This window comes from Mucilaginibacter sp. P2_A5, from assembly GCF_056404995.1.
This window is the reverse complement of the sequence record NZ_JBFUCY010000012.1, coordinates 44300-66632: the sequence shown is the minus strand read 5'-3', so window position 1 is coordinate 66632 and position 22333 is coordinate 44300. Positions and strand designations below refer to the sequence as shown.

At 44.3% G+C, this 22333-nt stretch carries 12 protein-coding genes and 1 pseudogene; 7 read left to right on the top strand and 6 right to left on the bottom strand.

Translation table 11 applies throughout. The features are described 5' to 3' along the window. The first annotated feature begins 136 nt into the window (after positions 1 to 136). Positions 137 to 547: a BrxA/BrxB family bacilliredoxin gene (locus AC1DXF_RS12145; RefSeq protein WP_477448904.1), complete on the top strand. Its 411-nt coding sequence runs from the start codon at positions 137 to 139 to the stop codon at positions 545 to 547. 213 nt (positions 548 to 760) lie between these two features. On the opposite strand, the gene AC1DXF_RS12140 is transcribed toward AC1DXF_RS12145, so the two are convergent. Together AC1DXF_RS12140 and AC1DXF_RS12135 are read right to left on the bottom strand one after the other, a co-directional pair. Further along, positions 761 to 3259 (bottom strand): M1 family metallopeptidase, encoded by a 2499-nt coding sequence (locus AC1DXF_RS12140; RefSeq protein ID WP_477448902.1) that lies wholly within the window; start codon positions 3257 to 3259, stop codon positions 761 to 763. A 272-nt stretch (positions 3260 to 3531) separates the two neighbouring features. Continuing rightward, positions 3532 to 4596, bottom strand: a pseudogene (locus tag AC1DXF_RS12135) (metal-dependent hydrolase family protein). A gap of 452 nt (positions 4597 to 5048) precedes the next feature. Between AC1DXF_RS12135 and AC1DXF_RS12130 the strand changes: the two are divergent. The 4 genes from AC1DXF_RS12130 (at position 5049) to AC1DXF_RS12115 (ending at position 15372) form a co-directional block, all read left to right on the top strand. Next, positions 5049 to 7811, top strand: coding sequence for an ABC transporter permease (locus AC1DXF_RS12130; protein ID WP_477448900.1), 2763 nt, complete (start codon positions 5049 to 5051; stop codon positions 7809 to 7811). Between the two features lie 120 nt (positions 7812 to 7931). Continuing rightward, positions 7932 to 10361, top strand: a complete 2430-nt coding sequence (locus AC1DXF_RS12125; protein WP_477448898.1) for an ABC transporter permease — start codon at positions 7932 to 7934, stop codon at positions 10359 to 10361. Between the two features lie 136 nt (positions 10362 to 10497). Further along, entirely contained in the window at positions 10498 to 12849 is a 2352-nt protein-coding gene (locus AC1DXF_RS12120) for an ABC transporter permease (protein ID WP_477448896.1), read from the top strand. Between the two features lie 129 nt (positions 12850 to 12978). After that, positions 12979 to 15372, top strand: a complete 2394-nt coding sequence (locus AC1DXF_RS12115; protein WP_477448894.1) for an ABC transporter permease — start codon at positions 12979 to 12981, stop codon at positions 15370 to 15372. An 81-nt stretch (positions 15373 to 15453) separates the two neighbouring features. Here the strand turns inward: AC1DXF_RS12115 and AC1DXF_RS12110 are convergent, their stop codons facing one another. From AC1DXF_RS12110 to AC1DXF_RS12095, 4 genes are all read right to left on the bottom strand, one after another. Beyond that, on the bottom strand, positions 15454 to 16092 hold the full coding sequence (locus tag AC1DXF_RS12110; RefSeq protein ID WP_477448892.1) for a gluconate 2-dehydrogenase subunit 3 family protein: 639 nt from the start codon (positions 16090 to 16092) through the stop codon (positions 15454 to 15456). 22 nt (positions 16093 to 16114) lie between these two features. Then, positions 16115 to 17851 carry a GMC family oxidoreductase gene (locus AC1DXF_RS12105; RefSeq protein WP_477448890.1) on the bottom strand — a complete coding sequence of 579 codons (1737 nt, stop codon included), beginning with the start codon at positions 17849 to 17851 and terminating at the stop codon, positions 16115 to 16117. A gap of 124 nt (positions 17852 to 17975) precedes the next feature. Further along, complete coding sequence (locus AC1DXF_RS12100; protein WP_477448888.1) at positions 17976 to 18638, bottom strand: 3-keto-disaccharide hydrolase; 663 nt, start codon at positions 18636 to 18638, stop codon at positions 17976 to 17978. Positions 18639 to 18914: 276 nt separating this feature from the next. After that, positions 18915 to 19943 carry a hypothetical protein gene (locus AC1DXF_RS12095; RefSeq protein WP_477448886.1) on the bottom strand — a complete coding sequence of 343 codons (1029 nt, stop codon included), beginning with the start codon at positions 19941 to 19943 and terminating at the stop codon, positions 18915 to 18917. Between the two features lie 509 nt (positions 19944 to 20452). Between AC1DXF_RS12095 and AC1DXF_RS12090 the strand changes: the two genes are divergently transcribed. Together AC1DXF_RS12090 and AC1DXF_RS12085 are read left to right on the top strand one after the other, a co-directional pair. Then, entirely contained in the window at positions 20453 to 20881 is a 429-nt protein-coding gene (locus tag AC1DXF_RS12090; RefSeq protein ID WP_477448884.1) for a CBS domain-containing protein, read from the top strand. Positions 20882 to 21051: 170 nt separating this feature from the next. Next, positions 21052 to 22284 carry a DEAD/DEAH box helicase gene (locus AC1DXF_RS12085; protein ID WP_477448882.1) on the top strand — a complete coding sequence of 411 codons (1233 nt, stop codon included), beginning with the start codon at positions 21052 to 21054 and terminating at the stop codon, positions 22282 to 22284. Positions 22285 to 22333: the final 49 nt, after the last annotated feature.

Here is a 22333-nt window from a genome sequence, read left to right as displayed (position 1 = left end):
ACAAACACCTTACAGCCTGATGGTTATAGAAAAGGCGCATCGTCAGCAAATTGTTATTATTGCGTTTTTTAAACGTAAACTGTTAATCATTTGTTACTTTTGCAGTTGATAAATAATTCAAAAAATTAAACATACCATGTATCCAGAATATTTAGTTGCCCCAATGCGGGAAGATTTAACCAGGGTTGGTTTTGAGGAGTTGAAAGATGCCGAGGCAGTAAAAAACGCCATTGAAAGCGAAGGCACAGTGTTTGTAATGGTAAATTCTGTATGTGGTTGCGCTGCAGCAAATGCACGCCCTGCCGCACGGATTGCTGCTGCTAACGGGAAACATCCTGACAAATTAGTTACTGTTTTTGCCGGTATGGAAAAAGAAGCCGTAGATGCTGCCCGTAACTATATGCTGCCTTACCCTCCGTCGTCACCTGCTATGGCTTTGTTTAAAGACGGTAAGCTGGTACACATTATTGAGCGTTACCAGATTGAAGGCCGCCCAGCCCAAATGATTGCCGATAACCTGATTGGCGCTTTTGAGCAATACTGCTAAATTTTAGGTTAAAGGCGAAAGGTTAAAGGTGGGTAAAGCACATCATACTTTAAGGCTGTAAATAAAATGTTAAAAGAAAAAGCCCGGAAGATTTGAAATCTTCCGGGCTTTTTCTTTTAATTTAAAATATGTCTTTTTTCATTTTCAAATCTTCAAATTACCAGATTTTCAAATTCTCTCCATCTGCACATTTGAAATCTGAAATTTGCACATCTATTTGGCGTCCGTGATCAATTTAATTGCCTCATCTGCCGCTTTCACGGTGGCATCATCATGCATTTGCTGACGCTTTTCTTTAATATCGGTTATAAATTTAATAGCGGCATCGCCTATGCCCTGCGGTTTATATTTTATTCCAAAATCTTTAATCTGACTGATCCCTTGCTGGGCGTACTCAGGTTTTTGAACACGGCCTGCCATGGCGCTAAATTTATCAAGAGCATTATATTTAGCCTGCGGTGCGGCTTCATCAAATTGCTTGTATACAAATGGCCATTGGGCGTCGGTACCGCTGGTGGCGTAAACATTCATCATGGCCGCAGTAAGGCCGCCTTTGTTATCGGCTTCATAATTTTTTGCAAGGTTCATAGCTAATGCGGGCTCAAGCAAATTAATAGCATTTAAAGCAGCCCCTTGTACAGCATATGATTGGCTGCCTAATGCCTGTTTAAATAAATTCATGTTGCCGGCTGCTTTCAAGCTGCCCAGAGCGGTTATGGCCTGTGCCTGTACCAAAGTATTGACATCTGTTTGTGTAAGCTTAACCAAAATAGGCTGCGCGGCATTACGGATGGCATCATCATCCAGTTTTAGCGTACGGATGGCTTTATCGCGTAAACCGTAATACTTATCGCTCAGCGCTGCAATCAGGATTTTTTGCGCATCTTTTTCACTTTGCTTATCGGCAGCTGCATTGATGGCTTCCAGCCTATCCAAATAAAGCGGGGCGTTAAAATACTGGAAAGCAAACTCCTGCAAGGTTTTATGGTCGGTCTTTTTAGTCAGCAATATTTTATCACCATCAACATTTACCAGGTCGGGTTTTGAGGCCAGCTTAAAGGTAAGGGTATCGTTCTGATTATTCATCCAAACTTTATGACGTGTTTTTTTGCCGCCTGCGTAAATATCAATGGCCATTGGCAGTTTAAATAGCTGCCCATCCTGGCTTTGCTGCAGGTAAACTGTTTGGGTTTTAGTGGCATCATCCCATTTATAGCTGATATCCAGTATCGGGTGGCCGGCACCATAATACCATTGGTTAAAAAACCAGTTCAAATCGAGCCCGCTGGCTTGTTCAAGGGCTAAGCGTAGTTGTTGGGCCTCGCCATTTTTAAAGGCGTTGGTGGTAAGGTAAATGTTTAGTCCTTTGTAAAAAGCTTCGTTGCCCAGGTAGTTGCGCAGCATATTCAGGATACGGCCTCCTTTTTGGTAAGTAACCACATCAAATACATCCTCTTTATCGGCATAATGAAAACGCACCAGGTTTTTAGTGCGTGCATCCGGCGACCGCAGGTAGCTTTGCATATCAATATAGTTATGCTCGTCGGCCACATCTTTGCCATATTTATGCTCGGCCCAAAGGGTTTCGCTAAAGTTGGCAAATGATTCGTTTACCGTTAGGTTGCTCCAGCTTTCGGCGGTTACATAATCGCCAAACCACTGGTGAAAAAGCTCGTGCACAATAGTACTGCGGCCATCGTTATAGTAGGCATCCAACAGTTCGCGATGGGTACCTTGCACGTAAGCGCCATGCAGGGTAGCCGAGGTGTTTTCCATCGCACCGCTCACATAATCACGAACCACAATTTGCGAGTATTTATACCAGGGATAATCTACTCCCAAAGTTTTGGAGTAAAATTCGATAGCCTCGGGTGTCATCCCGAAAATTTCTTTGGCATATGGCGCATACTTGGGTTCCAGGTAATAGTTTACCTCTTTGTTGCGCCATTTATCTTTATATATCTTAAAATCGCCCACGGCCATCATAAACAGGTACGGCGAGTGTGGCAGATCCTGTTTCCAGGTATCAGTACGGGTACCATCAGTGTTGTTTTTTTGAGATACCAGTTTGCCGTTTGATAGGGTTACATATTTGGCCGGCACGGTCATGCTGATCTCTTCGGTTGTTTTTTGGCCGGGCTTATCAATGGTTGGGAACCAGGCCGATGAGCCTTCGGTTTCACCCTGCGTCCATACCTGGGTTGGCTTGTCTTTTTCAGTACCATCGGGATTGATAAAATATAAACCCTTGGCATCATTAATGGCAGCGCTTCCTTTTACCTTCAGCTCGTTTGGTTTGGCGGTGTAATCAATGTAAATGGTATAGCTTTCATTATTGCGGTAAACTTTATCCAGTTTAATAGCTACGCTCAGGCTATCCCGGTAGCTGAATTTCAGGGGAATGTTTTTACCGTTTTTTACAAGGGCTATAGTTTTTAAATCCATGCCTTTAGCATCCAAACGGAGGCTGTCGGTAGGGTAAAAGTGCGGTTTTAAAGTAACCCATTCCTTGCCATACATATAGCGTTTTTTGTAGTCGAACCGTACATCCAGCTTGGTATGCACCAGGTCATTAACCTTGCGTGGTGTTTCCCGGTAAATTTTCAGGGCGGGGTCTTCGGGTTGGGGCGCCTGTTGCGCCCGCAATGAGGTGAAAGTTGCTGCAAACACAGATGAAAGCAGCAGTGTTGAAATTAGTTTCAGATCAGTCATATAAAATTACAATGGTAAGGCCGGCCGTGCAGATGTGTTTAGCAATTGTATATCTGCCACGGGCAAAAGCTTTCGGCTTTAAAGTACATAAGACGCTTCTGCGCGTTTTATGTTACCGTAAAGGTGATTTATTTATAGTTGCTAAATTGTTGTGAATTGGCGACAGCACGGTGTATATTGGCTACGATCGCTCCTGCAGGAATTAATATGCAGCGTTCACCGGTGCCTCAAATAAGCCGGAAAATATAACAGCGTTTTTTTTAAATAGCGGATCAATTATCAATAACATATACTTTTCCTTCTTTCATCACAAAAGCTACGTTTTTCATGGTTTTTATATCAAGTATCGGATCGCCTTCAATAGCTATTATATCGGCAAACTTTCCCTTGCTTATACTGCCAATTTTTTCGCTCATACCCAGCAGATCGGCGGCGCTGCCTGTTGCCGATTTTATGGCTTCCATAGGCGACATGCCGCCTTCAACCATATACTGAAATTCAATATAGTTTTTACCATGCGCATATACCCCGGCATCGGTGCCAAACGCTATTTTAACCCCGGCTTTATACGCCTTTGTAAATGTTTGTTATATTTGCGGGCCTATCTCCAAAGCTTTACGGGCAATTACCGGCGGAAAATATCCCGGCATCCGGGCAGAATCGGCTACCGATTTTCCGGCTATAATGGTAGGCACGTAATAGGTACCATATTGCCTGGCCAGTTTAATATCTTCATCATCCATAAAGGTGCCATGCTCTATAGAGGCCACGCCCCCCAGTATCGCCCGTCTTATACCTTCGGCGCCATGTGCATGGCAGGCCACTTTAAGGCCGTAATCTTTGGCTGTTTCAACAACGGCCTTTATCTCCTCAATACTAAACTGCGCGCCCGATCCATCTTCACTTAAATCCAGTACGCCGCCGGTAGATGCTATTTTAATCACATCTGATCCACGTTTAAATTGCAACCTTACTGCTTTTATCAGCTCGTCTTTACCATCGGCTATACCGTCGTCAGGCCCAGGCCGGTGGTTAAACGCATCGTCCCTGAACCCGTTAGATGGATCCATGTGGCCACCGCTGGCTGATATAGCCCTGCCGGCAGTTATCACCCTTGGGCCATCAACCAAGCCTTGCTTAATTGCCTTGCGCAGGCTGATATTTACACCGCTGCCGCCAAGATCGCGCACAGTGGTAAAGCCCGCCATCAGGGTGCGTTTGGCATATACCGAGGCGCGGTATGCAATATCAGCATCGGTTAATGTAAAGCCCTGGAGAGCCGAATTTTTATTAAACTCAAGTTCAAGATGAACATGGCAATCAATAAGGCCCGGCATTACCGTTTTGTTTTGCAGGTTGACTACCTTATCTGTTGCCGCCCCTGATGTATATCCTTTTTGAATATCGACAATAGTTTTACCCTCAACAACTATAGTTATTTGTGTTTGTGCTGCCGGCGAGGTTCCGTCAATCAGTTTTCCGCATTGGATGTAAGTTTTTTGAGCGAATGCGGTTTGCGCAAAAAGAAGAAAAATGAAGAGGCATTTTTTTTGCATATTAAGATAGCTTGTTGATACTTAAGCTAATTTATAATTATTTTACCTAAATCTGTACGGCTACTTCAGAACTTCCGCATAAAACCGAACACCAGATGTACGTATTCGAACACCCGGGACTTTTTTTTCAACACAAATAACTGATTGTCTGATATTTAAATAAATGGCACATATTTTATTCTATGTAATTGGTGGGATTTACCCTTGTATGTCAATTTATCTACCTATAAAGTATGAACATAGAGGAACACGTTTGGCAACTGGCAACAAAAAAACTGGCTAACGAGGCATCGGCAGATGAACTGCGCGAACTGGATACGCTGTTAATGGAAAATCCCGGACTGAAAACCTCGCTAATGCTAATTTTTGACTGGTGGCAGGATGAAAAGCAGGATACTGAAACCAACAGTTCGTTATTATTTGAAAGGATCCTGCAAAATATAAAGCCTGTAGATACAATGGCTGAAGAAGACATCAGGGTTATACCACCTTATTTACCTGCATATATAGAACACAAAAGATCGGATAAAAGAAGTTCAATTTTAATTAATACCGGTATGATAAAGAACTATTTAAAAGTTGCTTTAAGGCAATTGCAAAAGCAAAAAATGTACGCGGCCATAAAAATTGGCGGCTTTGCATTTAGTATTGCTGCATGTTTGTTAATCGCATTATACATCCGCGACGAAGTTAGTTTTGATAAAAGCTACCCCAATGCCGATAGGATTTACCGGGTTGTGGGTGCCTATAATATAGATGCTATACACGAAAAAGGTACTTCCTGGCCCGCAGTTATGGCCAAAACGTTAAAAAACGACTACCCGGAGGTCGAAAAATCGGGCCGGGTAATGAACAACTCCCTGTTTTGGGGTGCGGGCAGTAACGAGCTGAAACGGGCAGACGGCGTGGAGAATACCCACGAGGATGGTTTTGCTTACGCCGACCAGTCGTTATTGGAAATCCTAAAAGTCCCTATGGTTTACGGCGACCTGGCGCACGCGCTTACCGAGCCGCAAACCATGGTGATATCAAAAAGCAAGGCCGATAAATATTTCCCCGGTCAAAACCCGGTTGGCAAGGTAATGTACCTTAATAACAACAAAAGCAGGCCCTATAAAATTGGTGCGGTAATGCAGGATTTCCCTCCTACAACACACCTTCATTATAACTTTTTGCTCACCCTAACCGGTATTAAGTTTTGGGATGGCGAACAGGAAACCTGGGGAGCCAGCAATTACGATGTTTACGTATTACTTAAACCGGGTGCAGATGTTAAAGCCTTAAATAAAAAGATAACCAATGGCATAATAAATGGCTATTACATACCCGATATGAGAAGGGGTGGCGATAAAAACGCGGATAGGATTGCCGCCGCTTTAACCATGTTTTTGCAAAATATTAAAGATATTAACCTGTACTCGTATGATATCCGCGATGGCTTGTCGCATGGAGATATTCGGTTTGTGTGGTTGTTTGGGGCGGTGGCCGGTTTTATATTGGTGATTGCCTGTATCAATTTTATTAACCTGGCAACGGCTAAATCGGCAAACAGGGCAAAAGAGGTGGGCCTCCGTAAGGTGGTTGGTTCACAACGGGGCGGCCTGATCAACCAGTTTTTAACGGAGTCGCTTATCTACAGTTTTATATCCTTTATAATAGCTATTGTTTTGGCTGCGCTTTTAATGCCTTATTTTAATACGCTGGCATCAAAAACACTAACCATACCATGGCTGCAATGGTGGTTTATGCCGGCCATAATTGTTGCCGCTGTTGTAATAGGCATTTTAGCAGGCATTTATCCTGCATTTTACCTTTCCAGCTTTAAACCGATAGAAGTGCTGAAAGGCAAGCTGGCTGCGGGTAGCAAAAGCTCCTTTTTACGTAACGGACTGGTTGTTTTCCAGTTCACTACTTCCATAATATTAATTATAAGCACCGTGGTTATTTATAACCAGATGCATTACATCCTAAACAAAAAGGTAGGTTTTGAAAAAGACCAGGTGCTGATGATACAGGGCACACAGACGCTGGAGGGCGAAGTGCAAAACTTCAAAAACGAGTTGCTGAAGCTATCGGCAGTAAAAAGCGCCACCGTGAGCGATTTTTTACCGGTATCTGGCACCAAGCGTAACGGCAATGAATTCCATAACGAGGGTAAACAGAAATTAGAAGCCGGCACCGGCGGCCAGTTTTGGGATGTTGATGCCGACTACATAAAAACCCTGGGCATGACGATAGTGGCAGGCCGGAATTTTAACCCTAAACTAAAAACCGACTCGCAGGCATATATTATCAACCAAACCATGGCACAAAAATTAGGACTTAAAAACCCGGTAGGTAAACGGATAAGTAATTATGGCGCTCCTTTGCCCATAATTGGTGTGGTGAAGGATTTTAATTTTGAATCGCTAAAGGGTGGCCTCGAACCATTGGTAATGCACCTGGGTAATAGTCCTACAATTGTATCGGTAAAAATAAAACCCACTGATGTAAAAGCCACCCTGGCTCAGATCAACACCATATGGAAAAGCTTTTCGCCAAACCAGCCTATCCGTTACACTTTTATGGATGAGCAATTTGCCAACATGTACGCCGATGTACAGCGCATGGGCCGCATCTTTACCAGTTTTGCCGTATTAGCCATCATTATAGCCTGCCTTGGCCTGTTTGCCCTGGCCGCCTTTATGGCCGAGCAGCGCAGCCGCGAAATAGGCATCCGCAAGGTACTTGGCGCAAGTATAGCCAACATTACCCGCCTGCTCTCACTCGATTTTGTTAAGCTGGTATTTATTGCTATCCTGATAGCATCTCCCATTTCCTGGTGGGCCATGAATAAGTGGCTACAGGATTTTAACCCCAGCAACCGCATCAGCATCAGCTGGTGGATGTTTGCCCTGGCGGGGATAATGGCTATTGTAATTGCTATTTGTACCGTGAGTTACCAAAGCATCAAAGCAGCGTTAATGAACCCGGTGAAGAGTTTGAAAGCGGAGTAGGGAAGTAGTATCAAGTAGTTAGTATCAAGTATCAAGACCGGAGCATTTTGGATTTGTTACGCTGATACCAACAGACAAGACCAATGAACTAATGAACAAGTGAACCAATGAACTAAAATTATGTTAAAGAGTTATTTAAAAACAGCATGGCGTTTTTTGTTAAAAAACAAAACCTTTAGTTTCATCAACATTATAGGCCTGGCTACGGGTACCTTGTGTTGCCTGTATATTTTATTGTATGTGCAGGACCAGTATAGTTATGATAAGCAGCACAAAAATGCTAACGATATTTACCGGGTTACTACCGACCTGGAACTTACCGGCGATAAACACCACAGCGGGGCAAGCTCGCCGCCTATAACGCCGGCAATGAAAAATGAGTTTGCCGAGGTTCTGCAATTTACCCGTGTGGTAACTACCGAAAAGTTTGGCGCAAAGCAACACTTGCTGCGTTATAAAGAGAAATCGTTTTACGAGAAAGACGCGCTGTTTGTCGATTCTACTTTTTTCGATATGTTCAGCTATCATTTTACGGCGGGCAATGCTAAGAACGCATTAGCAGAGCCTTACTCCATTGTACTGCTAAAGCCGGTTGCCGATAAGCTTTTTGGCAGCGAGGATGGGATTGGCAAAATGATATCTATCGAAAACGGTTTTGGTAAGCACGAGTATAAAGTTACAGGCGTGGTTGACGAAAGCCTGGGCAAATCGCACATTCACGGCAATATGTATGTGGCCTTGAATAGTGGCGGATTTGGCGAATCGGTACGGCGGAATGATGCCTGGGCCGGCAATAACTTCCTGTACGCCTATATAAAATTAAGGCCCGGCACTGATGCCGCCTCTCTGGAGAAAAAGCTGCCCAACTTTTTGAACAGGCATGCTGCCCAGCAGTTAAAAGATATTGGCATGAAAAAGGTGCTGCACCTGCAGCCGGTTACCACTTTACACACTACACCGGGTTTTGAAAACGAGTTGAGCAAAACACTCAATCCATCGTTTTTATTCCTGCTGATATTGATCGCCGTAATGATCCAGGTAATTGCCTGCATCAACTTCATGAACCTATCTACAGCCCGTGCCTCTAAACGTGCCAAGGAAGTTGGTGTGCGTAAAGTAATAGGTGCAGGTAAAGGCGACCTGATCAAACAGTTTTTAGGCGAATCGTTTTTACTTGCCTTTATAGGCGTGGCTATCGCATTGCCATTGCTTATAGTACTAATGCCTTACCTTAATGAAGTCACCCAGGCCAATATACAGTTAGCGTTTTTCAGCAATTATAAAATTTGGGTACTGCTGTTGAGCCTTATCACGGTTACCGGTTTTGTGGCAGGCAGCTACCCGGCGTTTTACCTGTCGGCCTTTGAGGCCATTAAAGTGATCAAAGGAAATTTTACCAGCCAGGTTTCGGCCACGGGTATCCGCAAATCATTAGTAGTATTTCAATTTGTTTTGTCTATAGTTTTGGTTACAGGTATCATCGTTATCTATAGCCAGCTAAACTACATCAAAAACAAAGACCTCGGTTTCGATAAAAACCAGAAGCTTATCTTCAATTTCTATACTGAAAGCTCGCAAAAAAAGATGCCTGCCTTTACCAACGACCTGAAGGAACTGTCGGAAGTAAAAGCAGTAAATAATGCCGATAACTATTTGGGCCAGTTTGTACCGCATGATCATGGGGTTTTCCTGGCGGGCGGCAATATGGCTGCAGCTATCGATGCTCAAAACATCAATACCGACGAGCATTTTGTAAAAGCCAATGGAGTAACATTAATAGCCGGTCGCGATTTTAGATTGAACGATACCAACCGGGTATTGATAAACGAAACCCTGGCCAAACGGTTGGGTTTAGATGTACAAAAGGCTCCGGGCACTCGCCTGTACTCGCAATACAATGGCAAACCGGCCACCTTTGTTGAGGTAGCCGGCGTAATGAAAAACTTTAATTATAATTCCCTGCACGGCGAGGTAAGGCCATTTATGATGGTTTACCAAAACGATCCGGGTTATTTCAATAGCATGGTGGTATCTGTTGGCAGTAGCAACTACAAAGAGCTACTTGATAAAATATCAGTTGTTTGGCGCAAGGATTTACCGGAGGTGCCGTTTGAATATACCTTTTTGGATACCGAGGTGCAAAATCAATATAGCGATGAGATCAAATTATCGCGCATTATCAACACTTTTACTATTGTGGCCATTGTGATATCGTGCCTGGGCCTGTTTGGGCTTGCCGCGTTCAGCGCCGAACAGCGCAGCAAGGAAATAGGCATCCGCAAGGTATTGGGTGCAAGCGTAACCGGTATAGTGCAATTGCTATCAACCGATTTTTTAAAACTGGTGCTCATCGCCTTTGTAATAGCAACGCCTTTAGCCTGGTGGGGAATGAGCAAATGGTTGCAGAACTTTGAGTACCGCATAGCCATCAGTTGGTGGATGTTTGCCCTGGCCGGCACATTAGCCGTAATAGTAGCCCTGTTCACCGTAAGTTTCCAGGCTATAAAAGCTGCTTTGATGAACCCGGTGAAAAGCCTAAAAGCGGAATAGTATCAAGTAGTAAGTATCAAGTATCAAGACCGGAAGCATATGGGATTCATGCTACTGATACGAACAGACAAGACAATGAACTAATGAACCAGTGAACAAATGAACCAACATTATTTTAAAACAGCCTGGCGTAACCTTGTTAAAAACAAGGCTAACTCCTTTATTTAATATAGCCGGGCTTTCGGTGGGCATGGCGGTAGCTATACTTATTGGCCTTTGGATTTGGGACGAGCTTTCGTTTGATCAGTATCATGAAAACTATAACCGGATAGCACAGGTTGAGCAGCATTTAAAAAATAATGGCGAAATTAATACCTGGGCGGCTACCCCCTACCCCCTGGCCAACGAGCTGCGTAAAAACTATGGTAGCAATTTTAAATCGGTAGCTATGGCAACCGGCTGGGGAAACCACTTGTTAAGTTTAGGCGATAAAAAGCTAAACAAAATGGGTGTCTATTTTGAGCCGCAAGCACCGGAAATGCTTACGCTTAAAATGCTGAGGGGTACCCGCGGCGGACTGAAAGATCCTTACTCGGTATTAATATCGGCCTCAACTGCCAGGGCTTATTTTGGCGATGTCGACCCGATGAACAAGGTTTTAAAAATAGACAACAAGCTCGACGTTAAGGTAACCGGTGTTTATGAAGACCTCCCCCGAAATTCAACCTTTGCCGAAATCACCTTTATTGCACCATGGCAATTATACTTTAACAATACCGAATGGGTACGTACAGCTGCTGATCCGTGGCGGCCAAACTTTGTACAGATATTTGTTCAACTTGCAGACAATACCAACTTCGCCAATGTATCTGCCCATATAAAAGATGCCAAGCTGCGCAACATTAACCCCGAGCTGGCTAAAAAGAAACCGCAGCTGTTTTTACACCCCATGAGCAAATGGCACTTATACAGCGATTTTAAAAATGGTGTAAATATTGGCGGCCGCATTAAATATGTTTGGCTGTTTGGTATTATAAGTGTGTTTGTATTATTACTGGCCTGCATTAATTTCATGAACCTGAGTACTGCACGAAGCGAAAAACGGGCCAAAGAAGTAGGCATCCGCAAGGCAATAGGTTCGTTACGCAGCCAGCTCATTTACCAGTTTTTTAGCGAATCGTTGCTGTTTGTGGTGCTGGCACTGGCTTTATCCATAGCGCTTGTACAATTAAGCCTGCCGTTTTTCAACTCGGTATCTGATAAAAGCATGTCTATCCTGTGGGCCAGCCCGATGTTTTGGCTCATGATTGTTGGCTTTAGTTTATTTACCGGGTTAATAGCCGGCAGTTACCCGGCCTTATACCTGTCGTCATTTGAGCCTATTAAAGTTTTAAAAGGAGCGTTTAAGGTTGGTCGTTTTGCCGCTATGCCGCGCAAGGTATTGGTAGTAATACAGTTTACGGTGTCAATCGTCCTTATCATCGGTACTATTATTGTTTTCCGGCAGATCCAGTTTGCTAAAGACCGGCCTATTGGCTACAGTCGTGATGGATTGGTTTCGGTACCTGTGCTTAACGATGATATTCACAAACACCTCGATGTAGTTAAAACCGAACTGTTAAAAAGCCAGGCCGTAGTATCTGTAGCCGAAGCCGGTGCTGCACCAACAGAATACAGCTCAAGCAGCAGTGGTTTTGAGTGGAAAGGCAAAGACCCCAACATGAGTGTGGATTTTCCTAATGAAGGAGTGTCCTATGATTTTGAAAAAACAATCGGCTGGAATTTTAAACAGGGCAGGGGATTCTCCCGGTCGTTCCTTACAGATTCATCTGGTTTGGTGATCAATGAAACCGCGGCCCGCTTTATGGGCTTTAATGATAACGCCGTTGGTGAAACCATTAAATGGAATGGTGAGCCATTAAAGGTGATAGGCGTAGTAAAGGACATGATCATCAGCTCGCCTTATGAAGAGATCAGGCCGTTTATTTATTACCTGTCCAAAGACTCCGAATCAACTATCCTGCTTAAAATCAACCCAAAAATGAGCGCTACAGCCGCGCTTACCAAAATAGAATCCGTTTTTAAAGTATACAATCCGTCGCAGCCATTTGAATATCATTTTGTGGATGACGAGTACGCCAAAAAGTTTGGCAACGAACAGCGTATTGGCAAACTGGCCGCCTGCTTTGCTGGCCTGGCTATTTTTATCAGTTGCCTGGGCCTGTTTGGGATGGCTTCATTTTTGGCCGAGCAGCGCATTAAAGAAATTGGTGTACGCAAGGTATTGGGCGCATCAGTATTTAGTCTGTGGCGCTTAATGTCAACAGATTTTGTGGTGCTGGTAATTATTTCCATACTGATAGCAACCCCGGTTTCTTATTATTTTATGCACAACTGGCTGCAAGGCTACCAATATCACGCCGGGATAACCTGGTGGATATTTGCTGCCGCGGCCATAGGGGCTATGATAATAACGTTGCTAACCGTAAGTTACCAAAGTATCCGTGCTGCATTATTGAACCCGGTGAAAAGTTTAAAAACGGAGTGAAAAAGAATCAAGAATCAAGAGTCAGGAATCAAGACAGGAAAAAGTCATTGGTCATTTCGCGGCGCTGTCATTGGTCATTGAAAAAAGTTAAAAATAAAAACGTATCACGTACAACTTAAAACGTACAACATGATAAAGAATTATATCAAAATCGCCTGGCGAAACCTTATAAAAAATAAGGTGCATACATTTATTAATGTTACCGGGCTATCGGTTGGTATGGCGGTGGCTGTGCTGATAGGCCTTTGGATCTGGAACGAGTTATCATACGATAAGTACCATGATAGCTACGACCGGATTGTGCGGGTAATGCAGCACCAAACCTTTAACGGCGAGGTAGGCACACAAAACTCAATTCCCCTGCCGCTGGGTTACAAACTGGGCGAAGAATATAAAAGCGATTTTAAATACGTAGTCCTCTCTACCTGGAATTTTAAACATATAATTGCCTCGGGCGATAAAAAACTATCCTACGCCGGCTCCTACATGCAGGCAGAAGCGCCTGATTTGCTTACCCTAAAAATGCTGAAGGGAACGCGGTCGGCATTAAAAGATCAATCCTCTATAATGCTTTCGGCGTCCCTGGCCAAAGCCATTTTTGGCAATGCCGACCCTATGTTTAAGCCTATAAAAATAGATAACAAATGGAACGTAAAGGTGACAGGGGTATATGAGGATTTGCCCCATAATACCAGCTTTAAAGAACTTGGCTTTATTGCACCCTGGGACTTGTTTATGACAACCCAGCCCTACCTTAAACAGGCCCGTACAACCTGGGGCAACAACTCCTGGCAGCTTTTTGCGCAGTTACAGCCCAATGCCGATCCGGATAAGGTATCTGCCAAAATAAAAAACCTTAAAATGGAAGGGTTGAAGCTTAATAACGACAAAATTGGTTTAACCTTTAAGGCCGCTATCTTTCTACATCCCATGAGTAAATGGCACTTGTACTCGGAGTTCAAAAACGGTATCAATACGGGCGGCGACATTAAATTTGTATGGATGTTTGGCATAATTGGCGTGTTTGTACTGCTGCTGGCCTGTATCAATTTCATGAACCTAAGCACCGCCCGCAGCGAGAAACGGGCCAAAGAAGTGGGCATCCGTAAAACGGTTGGCTCCTTACGCAGCCAGCTTATCGGCCAGTTTTTTATGGAATCGATGCTGATAACCATTTTTGCCTTCTTCCTGTCGCTGGTTTTGGTGCAACTGATATTGCCGTGGTTTAACCAGGTTGCCGATAAAACCGTTTCGATACTGTGGTTTAGTCCCATATTCTGGGTCATGGGTATTGGTTTCAGTATCTTTACCGGTATCGTAGCAGGAAGTTATCCTGCGTTTTACCTATCGTCTTTTCAGCCTGTTAAAGTGTTGAAGGGAACGTTTAAAGCCGGGCGTTTTGCTGCCCTGCCGCGTAAAGTATTGGTGGTATTGCAGTTCACGGTTTCGGTTACCCTTATTATTGGTACCATCATTGTTTTCAGGCAGGTACAGTATACCAAGAACCGGCCGGTAGGATATGAGCGTACCGGACTGATCCAGGTTGATATGCGTACCGATGAGATCCATAAACATTTTGATGCTGTACGGAACGACCTGATCCAATCCGGCGCTATCATTGATATGTCCGAATCTGACAGCCCGCTAACGGATATATACTCTGATAACAGCGGCTTTAAATGGCGCGATAAAGACCCAACCCTCCAGGATGATTTTGGTACGATATCCGTAAGCGCAGAATTTGGTAAAACCGCCCAGTGGAAAGTATTGGACGGCCGAGATTTTGACAAAAACAACTTAGCCGATTCATCGGCCATGGTGGTAAACGAGGCGGCGGTTAAATTTATGCATTTGAAAAACCCGGTAGGCGAAACACTGGAATGGTATAAAAAATTCCAGATTATTGGTGTAGTAAAAGATATGGTAATGTCATCACCCTATGAGCCAATACAGCCAACCGTTTTTTACCTCACAAAAAATAGCAGCGGCCTCATTAACATCCGCATTAACCCTAAGGCAAGCCCGCATGAAACGCTGGCTAAAATCGAAACCGCCTGGAAACAATATGCTTCCGGCAGCCCCTTTGAATACAAATTTACCGACGAAGAGTACGCCCAAAAATTTGCCAACGAAGAACGTGTTGGCAAACTGGCTGGTTTCTTTACCTTACTTGCCATCTTTATCAGTTGTATGGGCTTATTCGGCATGGCATCATTTATGGCAGAGCAACGCACCAAGGAGATTGGCGTGCGCAAGGTGCTTGGCGCATCAGTATTTGGTTTGTGGCGCTTAATGTCGTTAGATTTTGTGGTGCTGGTTTCCATATCATTACTGATAGCCATACCAACCGCTTACTATTTTATGCAGGGCTGGATAAAAGATTACAAATACCACGCCGAGCTTTCCTGGTGGATTTTTGGGGCCACGGCTATTGGTTCTATAACAATTACATTGCTTACTGTTAGCTACCAAAGTATTAAAGCCGCGTTGATGAACCCGGTAAAAAGCCTTCGGTCGGAATAGAAGCAAGAATCAAGAGTCAAGACAGGAAATATTTTCCACTATTAACAAAAAAGGAGCCTTGCAGCTCCTTTTTTGTTTTACCTATACACCGGCTTTTACATCCTGCATATTGTAATGCTTCAACACATCATCGGGTACGCCCGTCCATTTGTTTATGTTGTTGCCGGCAAAACCAATATCATCAATACCCATTTTGGTGGTATAAAAACCTGATGCTGTCAAATCGCGCATGCGGTTAAAAAAAGCTACACCCTGGGCCATTTCTGGTTTGGCTTTAGCTGGGTAGGCTATCATATCTACCAGCTCAATTTGCTGGGCATGGCTGCAATCGGTAAATACTTTGCCAAAGCGGTTAAGGCATTGCAAATCCAGCCATCGCAAACCGCCACGCATTGGGGTTTGATGATCAGGTATATCCTTCACAATAAACTCAATAAAATCAGGCACCTTGGCATCTGACGCGCTGCCCGATTTTTCATCCTTAGGGATGATAATATCACCTAAAACGGTAATGGTTGCCATTTCTGCCGGGGTAAAAAATTTATCTGCATTCAGCTTTTTATCGCGCTCAACCTCAAAAGGCTGGCGGCCAGCTTCTGCTTCGGCCGCTGCGGGGGCTACTTCTTCTGTTTTTGGGGCACCGGGTTTACAAGCTTCCAGTATTAATCCTGCCGAAAGTGTGGTAAAGCCTAATGCTTTAAGGGAATCACGTCTGTTCATAATATTTTATTGGATCAACTTGTTAAACGTTTAGTGCTTTTCGTTGCTGTAATATGTATTCTGCAGTACGCATGCTCATGGCCAGGATTGTCCAGGTAGCGTTTTTATCGCCCTGCTGCACAAACGGTGCGGCATCAACCACAAACAGGTTTTTACAATCATGTGCCTGGCACCATTTATTCAGGGCCGATTTTTTAGGATCGTTGCCCATGCGGATAGTTCCAACTTCGTGAATAATTTTGCCTGGCGCTTCCAGGCCGTAATTGGTTTCGGGGCCTTGAGGAGGGCCATAAATTGCGCCACCCATATTGTGCATAATTTCCTGGAAAGTTTCCTGCATGTGCTTGGCTTGCTTAATCTCGTCGTCGGCCCATTTGTAGTGGAAACGCAATACCGGGATACCATATTTATCGACCACGTTAGGGTCAATCTCGCAATAGTTGTCGTAACGGGCAATAGCAGTACCACGGCCGGCCATACCAAACTGGGTACCATAAAAACGGCGGTAATCGTCTTTTAACGATGCACCGTAGCCGCCCCCGTCCTTCATTTTACCATCGCGGCCCGGTACCGCGCCGTTCATGTTGTGGATGCCGCCGCCAAAGCCGTATGATGGCATATGCATACCGCCACCATATTCGATGTGGTAACCGCGCGGGAAATCCAGTTTCTTATTATCAAGCCACCATGGCGAGTAGATGTGCACGCTGCCTACGCCATCTTCGTTATAACGCTTGCGGTCCATCAACTCTGGCAGGAAACCGCCGGCGCTTGAGCCTGTTGAATCATGCAGGTAATGGCCAACAACACCACTGCTGTTTGCCAAACCTCCCGGATGCTGGGCCGATTTGGAGTTGAGCAGGATACGGGCCGATTCGCCTGCGCTTGCGCCCAGGATAACAGTTTTGGCATTTACCTGGTACTCCTGTAAATCTTCGCGATTTACGTAGGATACGCCTGTAGCTAATCCTTCTTTATTGGTTAACACCTCGCGCACCATTGCGTTGGTAATTACTTTTAAGTTGCCCGTTTTTACGGCCGGGATAACCAGGCATGAGGAGGCCGAAAAATCGCCATAGACTTTACAGCTACGGCCACACTGACCGCAGAAGAAACATGCACCACGATCTTTATTACCCGGCAAAGCTTCGGTTAACACCGAACCACGGCCCGGGATAATGGTAACTCCTGCTTTTTTAGCGCCTTTTACAATATACAGTTCATTAAGCCTTGGCTTTGGCGGGGGCAGGTAAATACCATCCGGTTCGTTTTCCAGCCCTTCTTTGGTGCCGTAAATGCCTATCATGCGGTCAACCTTATCATAGTAAGGTTTTACATCATCATACGTTATTGGCCAGTCATCAGTAAGGCCATCTTTAGCCTGGAAATCCTTTGGCCCCATCCGTAACGATATACGGCCCCAGTGATTGGTGCGGCCGCCCAGCATGCGCGAGCGGAACCAGAAAAATTCAGTTTTGTCTTTGGTAGTATAAGGCTCGCCATCAATTTGCCAGCCACCATAAGCGGCGTCAAAATCGCCAAACGGCCGGGTGGTGCCCGCACCACGACGTGGCGACTCCCAGGGCCATTTAAGTTGTTGTGAATCCTTTTGCGGATCGAAGTAGGCGCCGGCTTCCAGCATCAGCACCTTAATGCCCGCATTAGCCAAAACATACCCCGCCATACCGCCACCGGCACCCGAACCAACAATTACTACATCGTAAGTTTCGGATGATTTTTTAATTTGTAGATCGCTCATATTATCTCAAAAATACCCTTTGTTGAAAACAGGAAAATGCACGCTTTAGGCATGCATTGGTTAATTGAATTATCGGTATAAATATATTCAACGCCACGCGTATAATACATTTATGATTAACGAATTATAATTGTTTAATTGATATTTTACGGAACGATACCACGTGCCCATGATCCTGCAAAGCGATGTGGCCTTTAGGATAGGCGGCAAAATCGGCCCAGGTTTTAAATTTGCTATTGGCAAGCAATGTATTCCACTCCTCGCTGCCCATTTGTACATCAACTATTTGGGTACCGTTGAGCCAAAAAGTAAGGTGCCCGTCTTTTTTGCGCAATTTTACTTTGTTCCATTCGCCGGCAGGTTTTGCAACATCGGCCGATGGCGCTTTCATATCATATAACGAGCCGGCAAGATGGTTGGCTTTTTTATTGTCGCTGGCATCTTTATTATCTAAAACCTGCATTTCGATGCCGGTTTGATAAGTAGCTTCAAATTTAGGATCTTCATGTACGCCAAAAATAATACCGCTGTTACCTTCCTTAGTAATGTTCCATTCCAGTGTCAGTTCATAATTTTCATACTCGTCGTTGGTAACCAGGTCGCCCTGGTCTTCGGCTTTGGGGTCAAGCTGTAAGGCGCCGTCAACAACCTTCCAGGCTTTGGCGTCGGTTTTTAAATAGGTGTGCCAGCCGGCTGTTGTTTTACCGTCAAATAACGATTTAGTTTGGGCCGATGCGGCAAAATAAAGGGCAGAAACAGCCATCAGGCTTAGTAAGATCTTTTTCATCGATAGTGTTTTATAATTTAACTGGAGATATAGTACCGTTTGGTTGGCTAAATATATCTGCTTTTTGTTAATGCTAAAACGATTATCGGAAAAATAAATTACAAACAGCTGTGAAGCCTGTGTAAAAATGTGGATAGATAAAGCGAAAGGCTTAAAGCATAAAGCCAAAAGCTGGAAAGGCTATCGGCTTTATGCTCAAAACTTATTTAAGATGTTATTTAAAGCAGAAGGCCTTAAGCAAAAAACCTTATGCTTTGAGCTTTTTGCTTTCAGCCCTTATTCAGCGTGTTTATGAAAGCCGAATGATAAGTTGGCGGCGATGCCTACCATGCCATAGCCATAACTATCCTGGAAACTTTGGTTATAATCATCCTGGCCACGGTAACCGGCGCCAACCATAAAGGCTGTGCCTTGCATAAACGGAAACGAGTAGTAGTATTTGAGGCTTACGTTAAGGCGTTTTTTTACGTTAAATGCTGAATAGTCATTATACTTATCGGCTATGTAGGTAAAATCAAACTGAATGCGTTGCCAGTTTTCGTAGGTTTTACGACCTTGCTCCAGGGGATCATCATAGGCCTTTACAAAGTTGTACATGCGGCTGCCGTTAACGCGCACAAAGCCATAGCGATTTTTTAGCCCTTGCGACAGGCCCAGGTTAAATAGGCCGGAGTGCACCTCCAACGCCACGTTATCGTAACGGTTAATGGTAAGCCCCGGCTTATCCACCCGCTTACCTGTATAGTAGGTAAGGGTGTAAAAGTTGGTAGTAAACTTGCCGCTATCAACATTAAAAGTACCATCCTTATTTAATGAAGGCCCCCTTGCCCCGTTTGAGTGGTGCGAGTAGCCCAACGATAAAAACTTTGGCTTATAGGTATCCTCATTTAGCCTGTAAAACAAGTTGGCATTGGGCATATAGCTGGGCGATTTTACGGGCGCGTCGCGCGTGTTCATCAGCCGGATTTTAACCCTTGAAGTAAACTCAAAAAAGAAACGCGATTTTGGTGTACTGAAAAGGATAAAGTTTGGCGAAAGATCGGCAACCAACTGCGTTTTTTCTGTCTGAAAATATTCGTTACCCGCCAGCGAAAGCCTCATGTTTTCTTCAAATATATTATCAAACGCGTGGTTAATGATATGGCGCGACAGCCGGGCCGAATCTGACTTGCTGGTATCACGACTTAATGTGGTGGCAGTTACAGTTAAGCTTTGAAAAAATAAGAATACAAGCCCCAATATGATTTTTAAAGAAGCCCCTTTTAATTTATGCTGAAAGGTTGAAGCAGCCTTACTGGCTGGCACCTTAAGAGTTGAAAAATTGTTCAATGGAGTAGTACTTTGTGTAGATCGATAAAAAAATTAACTTAAATGAGGCTTAACTAATGTGATGCATCCAATAGTTAAATACCATGCCACAATATTAATTATTAATCATTTTTGGGTAAACGGGCCTCTGTCAGGAAAGGGTAAAGCTTAGTTAAAATGGCCATTTGTGGTTAAATACGCGGTATTACAGCTTTACGTTTTTACAGTAACATTACAGTTAAGCTTTGATTTTAGATAGCGCTGACAGTAAAAAAATAGTTTAGGACATCTAATCTTCATTAAAAACCCTATTCCAATTCGCCAATTACCCGTATCCCGTGGTAAACCAGGCATTGCTTTTAATCCGGTGCCCCTGTTTGGGGTAACCGTTACCCCATCCCATCCTTTAAAAATTTGTTAATAGATATAATTTAAAATCCATTTGCTTTTAACCGGGAATTGTTATATTTGGGTATAAGCCAATTCCTCATTTTAACCTGAGTATCATGATAAAAGTTTCGAACATACTGGCCCGTAAGGGTGGCGGCGCTATCAGCATTGATGCTGATACATCTGTTTTGGAAGCATTGGAACTGATGGCCTCTAAAAACATCGGCTCGGTGGTGATAACCGAAGATGGTGAATATCTTGGCCTGCTTACCGAGCGCGATTACGCCCGTAAAGTGATCCTGAAAGGAAAGTCATCCCATGAAACCCTGGTGCGCGAGATCATGAGCACCGGCCTGCCCCGCATAGTACCCGAAAACTCCATTGAAACCTGCATGCACATCATGAGCGAAAGCAACATCCGCTATCTGCCCGTATTTAAGGACGATACCCTGATCGGTATCATCTCCAGTAACGATTTGGTGAAGGAAACTATCCTATCTCAGCAGGAAACTATTGAGCAACTGAGGGGGTATATACATTCGTAGGATTTCGGAATTGGGAATTTCGATTTCGGATTTTTTTTAAATATTGCCACCATTGGTATTCTGTCTATAACAATTGTGAGGCAGGCATTCGCCTTGTGTTAATCGATTTGCTATAAACCCCTATATCCAATTAAATTTTCATACCTTGCATAATTTACTTATAAGATATAGTGACTTTTCAGGATTTTAATTTCAACGAGCAATTATTTGAAGGCATAGAGAGTATGGGTTTTACCACCCCTACCCCGATACAGGAAATGGCCATCCCCACAATTATGCAGGGAAAAGACCTTATTGCCTGCGCCCAAACTGGTACCGGTAAAACCGGCGCCTACTTATTGCCAACCCTCAATCATATTACCGGTACGGCCAAACACCAAACCAGTGTGCTTATTTTAGCGCCAACCCGCGAGCTTGCCCAACAAATAGATCAACAGGTAGAAGGCCTGGCCTATTTTACCGGCGTTAGCTCCATAGCCGTATTTGGCGGTGGCGATGGTATGGCCTATGAGCAGCAACGCCGCGGCATCCAGAATAATGTAAACATTATTATTGCCACACCCGGCCGCCTTATTGCGCACCTTACATCGGGCGTATTAAAGCTTAACCACTTAACCCACCTGATATTGGATGAGGCCGACCGCATGCTCGACATGGGCTTCAGCGACGATATCATGAAGATTATCAGCTATCTGCCTAAAACCAGGCAAACGCTGCTATTTTCGGCCACCATGCCGGGGCGTATCCGTTCATTAGCTAAGGCTATTTTGAAAGACCCCGAGCAGATTAATATTGCCATTTCGCAGCCTGCCGTAGGTATCGACCAGCAGATATATCGTATGCATGATCAGCAAAAAACGCCGCTACTGCAATTGATCCTGCGCGACGCCGCTTATACAAGCACCATCATTTTCGCATCCCGTAAGGAGATCGTAAAATCGTTATACAAAGAATTAAAAGCAGCCAAAATTAACGCCATGGCCTTCCACTCCGACCTGGAGCAAAAGGAGCGTGAAGAGATCCTGCTGAAATTTAAAAACAGGCAATTGCCGGTTATTATTGGTACCGATGCCCTTTCGCGCGGTATTGATGTAGAAGGTATCGACCTGGTGGTTAACTACGATGTGCCCGGCGATCCGGAGGATTATATCCACCGCATTGGCCGCACAGCACGTGCCGCCACAACCGGCACCGCCATCACTTTTGTGAATCACCGCGACGAGCGTAAACTGAAAAACATTGAGCAATTGATGGACCGTGCTATCCGCGTAGTTGGTTTGCCCGACGAATTGGCTGCTATACAACCGGCACCGCAATCGGCCCAGTCTGACGACAAAAGAAACCCCAAAAGGCCAAACAGGCGTTTTAACAAAAACAAACCGAAGCCTAAGAATAACGGTTAAGTCTGAAGTCGAAAGTCCGAAGTTCGAAGTCTTAACTTTCGGCTTTGGA

Bases quoted from the DNA above. Each gene is read 5' to 3' on its own strand.
- AC1DXF_RS12145 (WP_477448904.1), top strand. From the start codon at position 137: ATGTATCCAGAATATTTAGTTGCCCCAATGCGGGAAGATTTAACCAGG.
- AC1DXF_RS12100 (WP_477448888.1), bottom strand. From the start codon at position 18,638: ATGAAAAAGATCTTACTAAGCCTGATGGCTGTTTCTGCCCTTTATTTT.
- AC1DXF_RS12130 (WP_477448900.1), top strand. From the start codon at position 5,049: ATGAACATAGAGGAACACGTTTGGCAACTGGCAACAAAAAAACTGGCT.
- AC1DXF_RS12110 (WP_477448892.1), bottom strand. From the start codon at position 16,092: ATGAACAGACGTGATTCCCTTAAAGCATTAGGCTTTACCACACTTTCG.
- AC1DXF_RS12125 (WP_477448898.1), top strand. From the start codon at position 7,932: ATGTTAAAGAGTTATTTAAAAACAGCATGGCGTTTTTTGTTAAAAAAC.
- AC1DXF_RS12105 (WP_477448890.1), bottom strand. From the start codon at position 17,851: ATGAGCGATCTACAAATTAAAAAATCATCCGAAACTTACGATGTAGTA.
- AC1DXF_RS12115 (WP_477448894.1), top strand. From the start codon at position 12,979: ATGATAAAGAATTATATCAAAATCGCCTGGCGAAACCTTATAAAAAAT.
- AC1DXF_RS12140 (WP_477448902.1), bottom strand. From the start codon at position 3,259: ATGACTGATCTGAAACTAATTTCAACACTGCTGCTTTCATCTGTGTTT.
- AC1DXF_RS12090 (WP_477448884.1), top strand. From the start codon at position 20,453: ATGATAAAAGTTTCGAACATACTGGCCCGTAAGGGTGGCGGCGCTATC.